The sequence below is a fragment of the Cryobacterium sp. AP27 genome (assembly GCF_056680495.1).
Map to the genome: position 1 here is coordinate 1,986,102 of NZ_CM155285.1, position 13,454 is coordinate 1,999,555.

Consider the following 13,454-nt stretch of genomic DNA (forward strand, 5'->3'; position numbering starts at 1 on the left):
GAGTGGCCGGTGCGAAAGCGAACCGGGCACGCCCGGGTGGCATCGGTGGGATTCCCGGCGCGTCAACGGCTGGGGAGGACCATCCGCACCGTGCGATACGGCCGCAGCCCTACAACCCGAGGGCGCTCAGCTCGGCGTCCATCCGCGTGGCCATGGCCGCGTAGCCGGCGTCGTTGGGATGCAGGCCATCGGCGGACATCCACTCCGGGTGACCGTCTATCCAGTGCGACGCGCCCGTGATGTAGTCCGCGCCGACGCCCGCGGCCGCATCCCTCACCCAGCCGATGATCGTGGCCACCGAACTCGGCCGTTCGTCGGTGTACCAGAACGGTTCCACCACGACGATGCGCGCCTCGGGCAGGGCCGTCGCGAGCGTGCTGAGGTCGGTTGTGATGGCCGCCTCGATCGCGTCGGCCTTGCCCGGCATGGAAAAGTTGTCGTTGAGTCCCATCGTCACCATGACGATGTCCGGTTTCGCGTCGATCACCTGCTGCACGAGGCCGGTCCCGGGCGCGCCTGACCGCTTGTTGATGAAGCCCAGGCCGTTGACGCTCGGGTTCACCTCGTTCCAGCCGCGTACGGTCGAGATCAGGCTCGACCAGCGTTTCGACGGGTCGGAGGCCCCCGTCCCCCGGGTGTAGGAGTCACCGTAGAACGCGACCGTCGGCCCGTCGGGGAAGGCCTGCACCGCCGGAATGGGCGCGGGCGCGCACGCGGCCATCACCGCGACCACCGCCGCGCCGACGACACTTGCGATGAGCCAGGAACGCAAAAAGCGGTGAGAGGTCATGTCAGGGGTTCGTCGCCCGGCGCGGTAGCGATTGGTGCGGCAGCCATCCAGTGCCCGTTCTCCGGCGTCTCTCAGTCCAGGGTGAAGAGGCGGCGCACGACCCGGCCCTCGGCGAGAGCGTCGAGGCTCTCATTGAGCTCGCTGACTGGGCGCGTGTCGGTGTGCAGCAGCTCCACCGGCAGCGTTCCCGCCCGCCACATGTCGAGGTAGCGCGGAATGTCCCGGTCGGGTACCGAATCACCCATGTAGCAGCCGAGCAGGCGTCGGCCGGTGCCCGCGAATTGCAGGGCCGAGGTCGTGATCGTCTGGTCGGGGTGAGGCAACCCCACCGAGACGAGCGCGCCGCCGCGGGTCAGCAGACCGAGGCACGCCTCCATCACGCGGGAGTTGCCGACGGCCTCGATCGCGAGGTCGACGCCGTCGCCGGCGTGCTCGGTGACGAGGGCGGCCGCCTGGTCGGGCGCGCCGACGGCCGTCGCGCCACACCGCAGCGCGAGGGCCTGCTTCTCGGGGAGCGGGTCGATGGCGATCACGGTCGTGCCCGCCACCTGGGCGGCGGCCATGACGGCCATCAGTCCGACGGCGCCGAGCCCGAAGACGATCACAGACTGGCCGGCCACGAGCTGCCCGGTGTTGAGCACGGCGCCGATGCCGGTCAGTGCCGCGCAGCCGAACATGGCGGCCACGTCGAACGGCACGTCGGCGGCGATCACGACGGCCGATTCGCGTGCGACGACGGCGTATTGGGAGAAGGCGGAGACCCCGAGGTGGTGGTTCACCCGCTCCCCCGCCTCCGACCGCAACACCGCGTCGCCGTGCAGCAGGTCCCCGGTGTTGTTCACCTCGGCGCCGCGGTGGCAGAGCGCCGGGCGGCCGGCGAGACAGGCACGGCAGTCCCCGCAGCTCGGCACGAACACGAGCACGACATGGTCGCCGATGCGCACATCATCGACATCCGCACCGATGGCACTCACGGTTCCGGCGGCCTCGTGTCCGAGTGCCATCGGCAGCGGGCGGATGCGGGAGCCATTGATCACCGACAGGTCGGAGTGGCAGAGGCTGGCGCGTTCGATCTTCACCAGCAGCTCGCCGCGGCGTGGCTCGGGTACCGGAATGGTTTCCAGGGTGAGCGGTGCGCTGTCGGCGTACGGCGCGTCCGAACCGGCATCGCGGAGGATCGAGCTGAGCATCGTTGCTGTCGTCATGGTTCCAACGTAGCGGTCTGAGTCGGCGCTCGCGGCCGGGCAGCAGGCGTCTCACGTACGATCGGGGCATGAGCATTCGCCACACCGTCACGGACCTGAGCATGCACGCGATGAACGGTGTGCACCGCACGATTCTGTTCCTGTCCGGCGGTCGCTGGGGTTGGACGATCGGTCCGATGCCGGCCGTCGAACTGCACACCACGGGCCGGTCGAGCGGTCAGCGACGCTCCACGATGCTGACCGCGCCGGTGCACGGCGACGGGCGTTATGTTCTCGTCGCGTCCAAGGGTGGTGACGACCGGCATCCGAACTGGTACCTCAATCTGCTGGACCAGCCCGATGTCGAGCTCACTGTGCGGGGCGCGACCCTCCCGATGCGGGCGCGCACGGCTACCCCGGCGGAGAAGGCGGAGCTGTGGCCCCGCATCGTCGCCGAGTACTCCGGGTATGGCGCGTACCAGCAGAAGACGAGCAGGGACATCCCCGTCGTCATCTGCGAGCCGCGCTGACCCGGGGCCGCCCTGGCTCAGCGCCGCCGGGGTGACGGTGCCTCCGGAGTTACAGAACCGCTTCGAGCTCTTCGACCATGGCGCTCGGGAAGGCCGGGGCCAGCACGCCGGCCATTTCTTCGAGCACGCGGATGACCTGGCAGCTGTAGCCGAATTCGTTGTCGTACCAGACGTAGAGGATCACCTTGGTGCCGTTGGCGATGGTCGCGAGACCGTCGACGATGCCGGCGCGGCGCGATCCGAGGAAGTCGCTGGAGACCACCTCGGGTGAGTCGATGTAGTCGATCTGCTTGTGCAGGTCGGAGTGCAGCGACATGGTGCGCAGGTAGGTGTTGACCTCGTCTTTGTCGGTGCCTGTTTCCAGGTTGAGGTTCAGGATCGCCATGGACACGTCGGGCGTCGGCACCCGGATGGCGTTGCCGGTGAGTTTTCCGACGAGCTCGGGCAGGGCCTTGGCGACGGCCTTGGCCGCGCCCGTTTCGCTGATCACCATGTTGAGGGCGGCCGAGCGTCCGCGACGATCCCCCGAGTGGAAGTTGTCGATGAGGTTCTGGTCGTTGGTGAACGAGTGCACGGTTTCGACGTGACCGTCCACGATGCCGAAGCGGTCGTTGATGGCCTTGAGCACGGGGGCGATGGCGTTCGTGGTGCACGATGCCGCGGTGACGATCGTGTCATCGTCGGTGATCGTGGCGTGGTTGATGCCGTGCACGATGTTCTTCAGCGCGCCCTTGCCCGGAGCGGTCAGCAGCACCCGCGCGACGCCGGGGCATTTGAGGTGTTGGGACAGGCCGTCCGCGTCGCGCCAGCGACCCGTGTTGTCCACGACGACCGCGTTGTGGATGCCGTAGGACTCGTAATCCACGGTGGACGGGTCGCTCGAGTAGATCACCTGGATCAGCGTTCCGTTGGCGAGAATCGTGTTGTTGCGCTCGTCGACGGTGATGGTTCCCTCGAAGGGACCGTGCACGGAGTCGCGTCGCAGCAGGCTCGCGCGCTTGATGATGTCATTTTCCGAGCCTTTGCGCACGACGATGGCGCGCAGGCGCAGGCCCTGGCCGCCGCCGGCGTGCTCAATCAGGATCCGGGCGAGCAGACGCCCGATGCGGCCGAAGCCGTAGAGCACAACGTCGGTGCTGGTGCGTTCGTCCAGGCCGTGCTGGTCGACGATGCCGGCGAGCTCGGCGCGGAGGTACTCTTCGAGCGAGAGCTCCTCGGCATCCTTGCGGTAACCGATGGCGAGGCGGGCCAGGTCGATCGAGGCCGCGCCGAGGTTGAGGCGCAGCAGCGTCTCCAGCACCGGGAGGGTCTCTTCGAGCGGAAGCTCGACATCCGCGATATGACGGGCGAAACGGTGAGCCTTGAGCAGGCCGATGACCGATTTGTTGATCAGGCCGCGACCGAACACGCTTGTGACGACGTTATTCTCGCGATACAAGCGGCCGATGAGGGGAATCATCGCCTCGGCGATCGCCTCCCGACCGATCCACACTTGCCGGGCACGATTTGTTGACTCATTCACTCGCTGTATTCCTAAACCCTCGTTGGTTTCACCGCGCGGGATGCCCGCGTCGGGTGACTCTTGCTCGTGCGTCGTTACTCGTCGAGCGCCAATTCCTTGGGCAGCTCAAACTCCTTCGACGCGAGTTCTTCCACGTTGACATCTTTGAATGTGAGTACTCGTACTGATTTCACGAAGCGGTCGGAGCGGTAGACGTCCCACACCCACACGTCCTTCATGTTCAGTTCGAAGTAGAAATCGTGTTCCGTGTCCCGGCGCACCAATTCGACGTCATTGGCCAGGTAGAACCGTCGTTCCGTTTCAATGACGTATTGGAACTGGCCGACCACGTCTCGATATTCCCGGTACAGGGCCAGCTCGACCTCGCGGTCGTAGTCCTCAAATTCGTCTTCTTCCATGGTGCCCCAATCCTACGCCGTGATCTTCAGCCATGATTTGCGGTGCAGTTCACTCGCGCCGAGCCGGCCGATCGCGTTCATGTGCTCGGCGCTGCCGTATCCCTTGTTGCCCGCCCATCCGTAGCCGGGAGAGACGGCGTCCGCCTCGATCATCAGGCGGTCACGGTGCACCTTGGCGATCACGGATGCCGCGGCCACGGATCCACAGTCCCGGTCGGCCTTGATGCGCGTCATCACGGTCAGCGGGGTCTTGAGGGCCTTGTTGAGCCAGTCATCGCTGCCGTCGAGGAGCACGACGCTGGCGGTGATGTCGACCCCGGAGGCGTGCAGCTCGGCCAGAGCACGCTTGCCGGCCAGGCCGAGGCAGGCGATGATGCCGAGTTCGTCGATCTCCTGAGCAGAGGCAAGGCCGACCGCCGAGTACTGCGCCCATGCGGCGGCGAGCGGTGCGAGCAGTTCGCGTTTGGGCTGGCTCAGCATCTTGGAGTCGCGCAAACCGGCGGGAATGGGGGTGACGGCGGCATCGATGGCGACGAATCCGACGCCGACGGGTCCGGCCAGGGCGCCGCGGCCCACCTCGTCACAGCCGATGACGAACCGTGCTCCGTTGGCCAGCAGGGATCGTTCCACATCGAGGTCCGGGTCAGACACGGCCACTACGGTGCCGCGTCTTTCACGCCGCGGAACGTGTCGGGGTAGTCGTCGAGCCACGACCATCTGGCGAGGGGCCAGCTGATCACGAGGGCACGACCGACCACGTGGTCGATCGGCACGAATCCCTTGCCCGGGGTTTCGCCGTTGTACCGGGAGTCTTTCGAGTTGTAACGGTTGTCCCCCATCATCCACAGGGAATCTGCGGGGATCACGACGTCGAAGTCATCTTTGGAGGCCATGGTCTCACCGGGCGGGAGGAACACATACGGCTCGGAGAGGGGCACGTCGTTGACGCTCATCTGACCGAGCGCGTTGCAGCAGACCACATGATCGCCGGGCAGACCGATGACCCGCTTGATCAGGTGATCGTTGCTGTCCGGAGCGGAGAGTCCGACCACGGACATGACCCAGTCCACGCTCGCGACGAGGGGGTTCTGCTCAATGGCCTCCTGCGGCGGGAGCCAGCCGCCCGGGTCGCGGAACACGATCACGTCGCCGCGTTCGATGGGCATGAACCGGGGCTCGAGCTGGTTCACGATGATCCGGTCGTAGACCTGGAGCGTGTTTTCCATCGATCCGGACGGGATGTAGAACGATCTGACCAGAAACGTCTTGATCAGGAAGGAGATGAGAAGGGCAACAACAAAGATGATGATGAGGTCCCGAATGAAAAGCAGGACGCTGTGCTTCCTGGTTCTCCGCGGTCCGGAATGTGCATGTGAGTGTGATGATCCCAGGCGAATGCTTCGCGTGGGTACCGCTTCTTCTGTCATTAAACCGCCTGAGCTCCCGATCAGTTTACGTGATCGGGAGCTCAGGAGAGAATCCGGTGAAACCCGGGCTAATCGGTGATGACTAGCGCTTTTCCTTGATCTTGGCCTTCTTGCCGCGCAGGTCGCGCAGGAAGTACAGCTTCGCGCGTCGGACGTCTCCGCGGGTGACGACCTCGATGTGGTCGATGATCGGGGAGTGCACCGGGAAGGTACGCTCGACGCCGCGCTGGAAGCTGACCTTGCGAACGCAGAACGTCTCGCGCACGCCTTCGCCCGAGCGGCCGATGACGATGCCCTGGAAGACCTGGACACGAGAGCGGGTGCCTTCAATGATGTTTACGTGAACCTTGACGGTGTCGCCGGCGCGGAACGCGGGGATGTCCTTACGCAGGGAAGGAGCATCCACGAAGTCGAGAATATGCATAGCTTGTCGCTCTCTGTATCCGCCACAGGTCGAACACGGGTTGTGCGGGGAACGCGTAACGCGAAACACCTGCAACCAGTAGGTAGATGTGTGCCGATTTGAAGCAGCTCCCCTGTGGCAGAGACTTGCCGCGGCACAATCGCCTATTCTGTCACATTCCCGGTCCTGCCGCAAAAATCCCGGGCGCGTTCCGCCCGGCTAGGGAGCGTCGTGCGGCTGTTCCTTGATCACGATGACCTCGGGGTCGTTGCTACGGCCGAAGGGAGAGCCCGTGGATGTGCCGGGTTCCGTCCGGGGTTTCGTCGGCGGGGACGCTAGCGGGCTGGTCGGAGCGGTGCCGGCCGCCGTCTGCTCGATGAGGTCCAGCATGGCCCGCACGCGCTTGCGGGCGGCACTGAACAGGGCCCACACGGCGTACCAGAACGCACCGACGCCGACCAGGATGACCACCACGGACAACCAGCCGGTGGCGTCGGAGGCAAGCCCTAGTGCAACGATCAGGGCATGCCAGAGGCCCAGCACGCCCACGTCGATCCACGACAGGGCGCGCTCCTCGCGGACCTCGCGGCGGGCAAAGAGGAGCAGGGTCACCACGAGCAGGCCGAGGCCGAGCAGCACGGCGCCGAAGAAGATGCCGAGCACCGCCCAGCCGCCCGTTCCGAAGATCGACGAGCCGATCAGCAGCCAGAGCGGCAGAACGAGAACGGCAGGAAACTGCCAACGGAAGAAGGTGCGGCGTATGAACACGCCTCCAGACTATCCGCGCGCACTGTGTGATTGCCCGGCGTTCGCTGTGGGCTAACGGCACCGTGGCGCGCCCCCCTGACGCCGCAACGTGTCCTCTTCCCCACCCGCTGCGACGTGCGGCCTAGTCGATTGTGAAGATTTGCCCCGTCTGCGCCCCTTCAACGGACTTCACGTACGACTGGGCGACGATCGCACCCGCCACGGGTACGAAACCCGGGAATGTTGAGTGGTAGCCCGTCGCCTCCACGAGAACAGTGGGGCTCACGATGTTCAGTCGGATACCCCGCGGCAGCTCGGTTGCCGCCGAGATCACAAAGGATTCCACCGCCCCGTTCGCCATCGCTGCGGCGGCCCCGGTAACGATCGGCTCCCGTGCCAGAATGCCGGACGTAAGAGTAATCGAACCGCCGTCGCGCACAGATGGCGCGCCCAGGCGCACCAGGTCAAGTTGGCTGAGCACCTTTCCGGTGAAGGCGGAAGCGTAGTCGTCACGGCCCAATTCACCGAGCGGCTTGAACGGGACGGAACCGACGCAGGAGACGATCGCATCCACCTCGCCGACGCGATCCAGAAATCCCGCGATGGAGACCTCGTCCGTCACATCCACCGCAGGTTCGGTGGCACGGGATGCCGCGATCACCTCGTGTCGGATGCTGAGGGCTTCCGCGACGGCCGAACCTACGTGGCCGCTGGCACCGATGACGACTATCTTCACAATATTGCTCTTCTCTGTAGGAGCGCGAAACTTTCAATCGCACTGTCTGTGGCGTGAGCGACGGATGCCGCTCGATTCCGGGTACCCGGGCACACACCGGCTTTGTCACCCGCTGATGTTCGGGCAGCGACATTAGAAAGGCAAGACCTTGCCCCGCAGCTCCATCGCCGCCCGAACTCGACTCTGCGCCAACCTCGTCGCGGCCTCGTGTGTTGTGAGGTCCCGGCGATTCGCCTCCTCCAACACGGACATCGTGTTGGCTCGCAGCTTCGCCGACACGGAGGTGAAGATCTGCTCGGTCTGCGGCCGAAATGCGGAATAGCGAGCATCCATGGCGAAGGCCGCACTGACCACACCACCGGCATTCGCGATGAAGTCCGGCACCACCGTGACACCGGCTTCGCGCAGCATCTTCTGCGCTCCCGCGCTCGTGGGCAGGTTTGCCCCCTCCACCAGGAGTCTGCCGCGAACACGCGACACGTTCGCCTCCGTCAACACGTCCTGCAGCGCCGCCGGCACCACAATGTCCGCATCCACGAAGAGTTCGGTGCCGGTCTCAATGGCCAACTCCGGAACGCTCGACACAAGAGCGTCCCCCACCTCGGCGCGCAGCCGCAGCAAGCCCGGAATGTCCAGCCCGGCAGGGTCGTGGATGGCTCCCTGCGCCGTGCTGATGGCCACAACCGAGTACCCGAGGTGATGCAAACGTTCGGCGGTGGCATGGCCCACCGCCCCAAAGCCTTGAATCGCGACACGCTTACCCGCGAGCCCGACGGCCGCCGCCGCCTCATCGACGACCTCGGCCACCCCAAAGCCGGTGATGCCGAGCTGGTCATAGGGAATACCGCCGAGGTCGAACGGCGTGCCGACCGCAGCGCCGCGATCTCCCAGCTCATCGTTGATGATGGCGGCGTCGTTCTCGGTCAACCCCATGTCCAGGCCGTAGACGTATTCCTGCGGGACCTCATTGCGCAGCGCTCGCACGAAGGACCGCAGGATCTCCTCCTTATAGGGAGAATGCGGGTCCGCACGGATGCCCGCCTTGGCCCCGCCGAAGAACAGATCCACGGCTGCCCATTTCCATGTCATCACCCGGGCCAGGCGGGAGATGTCCCCCACGCTCACCGTCGGCTGCATCCGCGTGCCGCCTTTTCCGATGCCACGCGCCGTGTTGTCGATGACCAGCACCCCCTTCATCCGGGTCTTGGCATCACTGACCACCACGACCTTCTCGGGGCCCCACTCATCCATCGACTCGAAGATTGTGGACACGGCATTTTCTCCTTCGTATCGGCGGGGCCGATCTACAGCTGGGCACGGATCTGCGATGCCCGCCTCGTATGAGGCGGGCACCGCGGCACTGCTTAGAGGAACTTCACGCCCTGCGCGAGCGGAAGCAGTCCGGAATAGTTGATCGTGTTCGTCGCCTGGCGCATGTATGACTTCCACGAATCGGAACCGGACTCTCGGCCTCCACCGGTTTCCTTCTCGCCACCGAAGGCGCCACCGATCTCCGCACCCGACGTGCCGATGTTCACGTTGGCGATTCCGCAGTCCGACCCGCCCACGGCGAGAAAGTGCTCGGCCTCGATCAGATCATTGGTGAAAATGGCCGATGAGAGCCCCTGGGGAACCCCGTTCTGCAGCGCGATGGCCTCATCGAATTCCGTGTAGGTCATCACATACAGAATCGGGGCAAAGGTTTCGTTCTGAACGATGTCGCTCTGCCTCGGCATGCTCACGATCGCGGGTTCCACGTAGTAAGCGCCCGGAAACTCCTCCTGCAGCACCCGTGCACCGCCGCACAGAACCGTTCCGCCCTGCAGCTCGGCGGCCGTGAGCGCCGCCTGCATTGCGTCGAAGCTCGCTTCGTTGATGATCGGCCCCACGAGCGTGTGTGCGGCGGTAGGGCTCCCGATGCGCAGCGTGCCGTAGGCGGCGACGAGCTTCTGCGTGAGGGCGTCAACGACGGAATCATGCACGATCAGGCGACGCATCGAGGTGCAGCGCTGGCCGGCCGTGCCGACGGCCGCGAACACGATGCCGCGCAGGGCCAGGTCGAGATCCGCCGACTCGGTGACGATGGCGGCGTTGTTACCGCCGAGCTCCAGGAGCGCACGCCCGAACCGCTGTGCGACCCGCGGCCCCACCTCTCGCCCCATGCGCACTGACCCGGTAGCGGAGATCAGGGCGACACGGGGATCGTCGACGAGCTGTTCCCCACCTTCTCGGTCGGTGATCAGAAGTTTGTGCACGTTCGCGGGTGCGCCCACATCCGCTACCGCTCGGGCCAACAGGGTGTGCGCGGCCAGGGCGCTGAGGGTCGTCATCCCCGACGGCTTCCACACGACCGTGTCACCGCAGATCAGGGCGAGAGCCGTGTTCCAGGAGTACACGGCCACCGGGAAGTTGAAGGCCGAGATGACACCGACGACGCCGAGCGGATGCCAGGTTTCCATCAGTCGGTGCCCCGGACGTTCCGACGGCATCGTCTTGCCGTAGAGCTGACGGGACTGGCCGACCGCGAAGTCGCAGATGTCAATCATCTCCTGCACCTCGCCGAGAGCCTCGGAGGTGACCTTGCCGGCCTCGGCCGTGACAATGGTCGCGAGATCGGTCTTGTGCTGTTGGAGCAGTTCCGCCCACCGCTTGACCAGGTTCCCGCGTACCGGTGCCGGCACATCACGCCAGGTCAGGAAGGCCTCCTGCGCCTCACCGATGGCCGCGCTGATGTCGTCTTCCGTGGCACGGGGCAGGGTCACGAGCACCTCGCCGGTCAGGGAGGATCGCGCTTCATGCGATCCTCCCAGAGCGGCCAGGTCAACGCCGCAGGCCTCGAGGGCGGTTTCGACGGCGGTGGCGACGGTTGATCGGTGGAGTGTTGACTGTGACATGTCTAGGTTTCCTTTGCTGATCGGTGCGATGGAGGGACAGGAGGGGATGAGATCAGACTTCGATGACAACGTGAAGGTCGGCCGCCAAACGATCGAGCGACACCTGTTGTTGGTGTCGGTAGAGCGTGCTCGGGTCGAGCACGGTCGTGCCGACGATCTCGGACATCCGCTCAATATCGAAGTCGGTGCCGGTCTGCGCGTCGTCCTTCGTGCCCTGATCCGTGAGATTGGACTGGAAGATCCCCGCCGCGGACCGGGGCAGGAAATCTTCGTAGACGATCGGTAGCGGAACGGCGATGCCGGCCGTGATCAGCTCTGCCAGAGTCACGGGCGAGGCAAGCGGATGACCGACCAGTGCGGCATCATCCAACCGGAAGGTGAAGAAGGCCAGGCCTTGCAGGGCGAGTTGCGTCTCCGTTGCCGGCAAGCCACGAGTCCATACCTCACGGGCGACCTCCACCCGGGTGGCGGCCCCCGGCTCGGCGGCCAGCAAGACATCGACCTCGGCCACCAGACTGTCGTAGAGGTCACGACCGGCCGGCGTGAGCGCCAGGCCGCGCGCCTCCACCTCACCGAATCGCACCCTCAGGTGCCCCTCGCGCACGCTCCCGTCCGCATACCGGAAGCTGCGGCTCTCCGCCAGTGCCCGGAACGACGTCTGTCGGAGCAGCACATCCGGACCGTCCCACGACGGCGGACCCTGAATCTCGCTGATCATTTCAATGCCGAGCGCCTGCATGCGCCGGTACAGGTCGTCGATATCGAGCACCCGGGGCGTGAGGTGATTGATGTGCGTGCTCGTGACGCCGCCGATGTCTGCGGCGACAGCCGAGACGGCCTCGAGGGTCTGATACCACTCGAAGTCCACGGGTTCCGCCGACAGCGAGAACGCCTGCGTGGCGAGGTCGAGCAGCATCGCGGCATCCGCCTGCGTCAACCCGGCCTGTGCCGTGGCGGTGTCGGCGAGCGCGAGCAGCTGCGGGCTGAACAGCTCCCGGGCATCCAAAAATTCGGCAAGCCGACGCTGCAGTTCCGCGGTGAAGAAGCGCGGATCCTGGGCGGCCAGCATCGAGGTGAACACCCGGAAGGGGTTGCGCGCCAGCTCGTCAGGCGCCACGGGACGGAAGGCAGTGGAGACCACGGGAACGGCGCTCGATGACGCGTCCCTCAGGTCATAGAATCCGACGGGGTACATGCCGAATGCCGCGAAAATGCGGGTGACCTGTCGCATTTCACGGGGCGAGCCGAGACGAATCGCGCCATGGCGCTCGGCGGTGACCCGTGAAATACTGCCGAGCCTCTCGGCGTCGGCGCCGTGGTCCCGCAGAAAATCTCGGTTGACGTCGGCGGAGACGGCGACGAGCGTGTTGTAGGCCGGCACTTCACGGCCGTAGAGCTCCGACAACCGGCGTGCGAACTCTGCTCGTAGTTCCCAGGGTTCCAGGAAGGTCATGACACGTGTCCTTTCGGTGCAAACGGGGTTCGAGTCGGGCAGGATTTGGCGTGCATCAGATGATGTGTACTTCGTGCAGCTGCCGGGCCAGGCCGAACCGGTCGGCGCTGAACGCGTTCGGGTCCATGAAGGACTCCTGATCCAGGAAGATATCCCGCATGAGTTCCCCCACCGCCGGGCCCTGCAGAAAGCCATGGCCGGAGAAGCCGGTCGCATAGAAGAAGCCCGGCACCTCGTCGGAGGCACCAATCAGGGCATTATGGTCCGGGGTGTTTTCGTACAGGCCGGCCCAGCCGAACTCCAAGTCCGGATTCACGAGCGTAGGGGCGCACATGCGGGCGGCGGCATTGAATTCCGGCAACCACTCGTAGGAGAAGTCGCGGTCAAAACCGGGTTCCTGTTCGCTGTTGGAGATGCCGAGGAGCAGTCCGTTGCCGTAGTTGTGAAAATACATTGTGGTCGACAGGTCCAGGGTGAACGGCAGGGTCGGCAGAGGCTTCACGAATTGACGGGTCATGCCGATCTGGCGTCGTACCGGCGTCACGGGCAGGGTCACGCCGACCATGTCGCCGACGGCTCGCGACCAGGCGCCGGCGCAGCAGATGACGGCATCCGTTCGGATGGTTCCGCGGTTCGTTTCCACGGAAACGATTCGGTCTCCCGTGCGCTCGACGTTGAGCACCTCCGTGTGGCTGAGCATCGTCACGCCCAGTCGCATCGCGGCCTCGGCATATGCCTCGACCACCTTTGCCGGTTCGGCGAAGCCGTCCCGGGGCGAGAACGAGGCACCGAACAGGGCCTCCTCAGAGAGGAGCGGATTATACGCACGGGCTTCCGCCGCCGAGATCATGCGGCTGTTGCTGCCATGGTCGTTCTGAATCACCGTGCTTCGTTCGCAGTCAGCCACTTCGGCAGCGCTGCGGCACAGGAAGAGGTACCCCACCTGTTGAAGCCCTATGTCTGTGCCGAACCGTTCGGCAAATCCCACGTAGGCGTCAAGGCTGCGCTTGCCGAGGATGACGTTGCCCGCGTCGGAGAACGTGGCACGCACCCCACCGAGGGGCTTCGCCGATGAGCCCGTACCCAACTCGCAGCGCTCGACGAGCACGATGTTCTTCACGCCCGCCTCGGCGAGGTGGAAGGCGATGCTCGTACCCATGATGCCACCGCCGATGATCACCACGTCGGCCCGAGTGGGCTGACGGGTTCCCGCCGGAAGGCCGAGAGAAACAAGCTGATTTTCCATGTGCGCCCCTTCGTCCGTGCCGTGCCCGACGCGGTGTGCGTGGGCAGAATTCTCTAGCTGTCGATAATATATAACATGCAACCAGAAAGCACCAGAGGGTTTCCGAAAGTGCCTAAGCACCGAT

14 protein-coding genes are annotated in these 13,454 nt (G+C 65.2%); 1 reads left to right on the forward strand and 13 read right to left on the reverse strand.

Going from position 1 to position 13,454, the window contains the following annotated elements; all coding sequences use genetic code 11:
• Positions 1 to 109: 109 nt before the first annotated feature.
• Both AC1MB9_RS09480 and AC1MB9_RS09485 read right to left on the reverse strand, forming a co-directional pair.
• Positions 110 to 790 carry an SGNH/GDSL hydrolase family protein gene (locus AC1MB9_RS09480; RefSeq protein ID WP_479961712.1) on the reverse strand — a complete coding sequence of 227 codons (681 nt, stop codon included), beginning with the start codon at positions 788 to 790 and terminating at the stop codon, positions 110 to 112.
• 71 nt (positions 791 to 861) lie between these two features.
• Complete coding sequence (locus tag AC1MB9_RS09485; protein ID WP_479961713.1) at positions 862 to 1,995, reverse strand: zinc-binding dehydrogenase; 1,134 nt, start codon at positions 1,993 to 1,995, stop codon at positions 862 to 864.
• 68 nt (positions 1,996 to 2,063) lie between these two features.
• On the opposite strand from AC1MB9_RS09485, the gene AC1MB9_RS09490 reads away from it, so the two are divergent.
• Positions 2,064 to 2,504, forward strand: a complete 441-nt coding sequence (locus AC1MB9_RS09490) for a nitroreductase family deazaflavin-dependent oxidoreductase (RefSeq protein WP_479961714.1) — start codon at positions 2,064 to 2,066, stop codon at positions 2,502 to 2,504.
• Positions 2,505 to 2,553: 49 nt separating this feature from the next.
• On the opposite strand, the gene AC1MB9_RS09495 is transcribed toward AC1MB9_RS09490, so the two are convergent.
• The 11 genes from AC1MB9_RS09495 to AC1MB9_RS09545 form a co-directional block, all read right to left on the reverse strand.
• Positions 2,554 to 4,026 carry a glyceraldehyde-3-phosphate dehydrogenase gene (locus tag AC1MB9_RS09495; RefSeq protein ID WP_479961715.1) on the reverse strand — a complete coding sequence of 491 codons (1,473 nt, stop codon included), beginning with the start codon at positions 4,024 to 4,026 and terminating at the stop codon, positions 2,554 to 2,556.
• 74 nt (positions 4,027 to 4,100) lie between these two features.
• A complete protein-coding gene (locus AC1MB9_RS09500; protein WP_479961716.1) occupies positions 4,101 to 4,424 on the reverse strand; it encodes a DUF2469 family protein in 324 nt (107 codons plus the stop codon).
• A 12-nt stretch (positions 4,425 to 4,436) separates the two neighbouring features.
• Positions 4,437 to 5,081: a ribonuclease HII gene (locus AC1MB9_RS09505; protein ID WP_479961717.1), complete on the reverse strand. Its 645-nt coding sequence runs from the start codon at positions 5,079 to 5,081 to the stop codon at positions 4,437 to 4,439.
• Complete coding sequence (gene lepB / locus AC1MB9_RS09510; RefSeq protein WP_479961718.1) at positions 5,081 to 5,851, reverse strand: signal peptidase I; 771 nt, start codon at positions 5,849 to 5,851, stop codon at positions 5,081 to 5,083. The genes AC1MB9_RS09505 and lepB overlap by 1 nt, the downstream gene beginning before the upstream one ends.
• Before the next feature lie 82 nt (positions 5,852 to 5,933).
• Positions 5,934 to 6,275, reverse strand: a complete 342-nt coding sequence (gene rplS / locus AC1MB9_RS09515; RefSeq protein WP_479961719.1) for a 50S ribosomal protein L19 — start codon at positions 6,273 to 6,275, stop codon at positions 5,934 to 5,936.
• Positions 6,276 to 6,473: 198 nt separating this feature from the next.
• Positions 6,474 to 7,022 (reverse strand): MFS transporter, encoded by a 549-nt coding sequence (locus AC1MB9_RS09520; RefSeq protein ID WP_479961720.1) that lies wholly within the window; start codon positions 7,020 to 7,022, stop codon positions 6,474 to 6,476.
• Between the two features lie 121 nt (positions 7,023 to 7,143).
• Positions 7,144 to 7,737: a short chain dehydrogenase gene (locus AC1MB9_RS09525; protein ID WP_479961721.1), complete on the reverse strand. Its 594-nt coding sequence runs from the start codon at positions 7,735 to 7,737 to the stop codon at positions 7,144 to 7,146.
• 132 nt (positions 7,738 to 7,869) lie between these two features.
• Positions 7,870 to 9,009, reverse strand: a complete 1,140-nt coding sequence (locus AC1MB9_RS09530; RefSeq protein ID WP_479961722.1) for a Glu/Leu/Phe/Val family dehydrogenase — start codon at positions 9,007 to 9,009, stop codon at positions 7,870 to 7,872.
• 92 nt (positions 9,010 to 9,101) lie between these two features.
• Entirely contained in the window at positions 9,102 to 10,631 is a 1,530-nt protein-coding gene (gene amaB / locus AC1MB9_RS09535) for an L-piperidine-6-carboxylate dehydrogenase (RefSeq protein ID WP_479961723.1), read from the reverse strand.
• 52 nt (positions 10,632 to 10,683) lie between these two features.
• A complete protein-coding gene (gene hglS, locus AC1MB9_RS09540; protein WP_479961724.1) occupies positions 10,684 to 12,084 on the reverse strand; it encodes a 2-oxoadipate dioxygenase/decarboxylase in 1,401 nt (466 codons plus the stop codon).
• Between the two features lie 55 nt (positions 12,085 to 12,139).
• A complete protein-coding gene (locus AC1MB9_RS09545) occupies positions 12,140 to 13,330 on the reverse strand; it encodes an NAD(P)/FAD-dependent oxidoreductase (RefSeq protein ID WP_479961725.1) in 1,191 nt (396 codons plus the stop codon).
• Between the last annotated feature and the right edge of the window lie 124 nt (positions 13,331 to 13,454).

What these genes read in the sequence shown, in the direction of transcription:
- rplS (WP_479961719.1), bottom strand. Translation starts at nt 6,275, where the DNA reads ATGCATATTCTCGACTTCGTGGATGCTCCTTCCCTGCGTAAGGACATC.
- lepB (WP_479961718.1), bottom strand. Translation starts at nt 5,851, where the DNA reads ATGACAGAAGAAGCGGTACCCACGCGAAGCATTCGCCTGGGATCATCA.
- AC1MB9_RS09480 (WP_479961712.1), bottom strand. Translation starts at nt 790, where the DNA reads ATGACCTCTCACCGCTTTTTGCGTTCCTGGCTCATCGCAAGTGTCGTC.
- AC1MB9_RS09490 (WP_479961714.1), top strand. Translation starts at nt 2,064, where the DNA reads ATGAGCATTCGCCACACCGTCACGGACCTGAGCATGCACGCGATGAAC.
- AC1MB9_RS09500 (WP_479961716.1), bottom strand. Translation starts at nt 4,424, where the DNA reads ATGGAAGAAGACGAATTTGAGGACTACGACCGCGAGGTCGAGCTGGCC.
- hglS (WP_479961724.1), bottom strand. Translation starts at nt 12,084, where the DNA reads ATGACCTTCCTGGAACCCTGGGAACTACGAGCAGAGTTCGCACGCCGG.
- AC1MB9_RS09545 (WP_479961725.1), bottom strand. Translation starts at nt 13,330, where the DNA reads ATGGAAAATCAGCTTGTTTCTCTCGGCCTTCCGGCGGGAACCCGTCAG.
- amaB (WP_479961723.1), bottom strand. Translation starts at nt 10,631, where the DNA reads ATGTCACAGTCAACACTCCACCGATCAACCGTCGCCACCGCCGTCGAA.
- AC1MB9_RS09485 (WP_479961713.1), bottom strand. Translation starts at nt 1,995, where the DNA reads ATGACGACAGCAACGATGCTCAGCTCGATCCTCCGCGATGCCGGTTCG.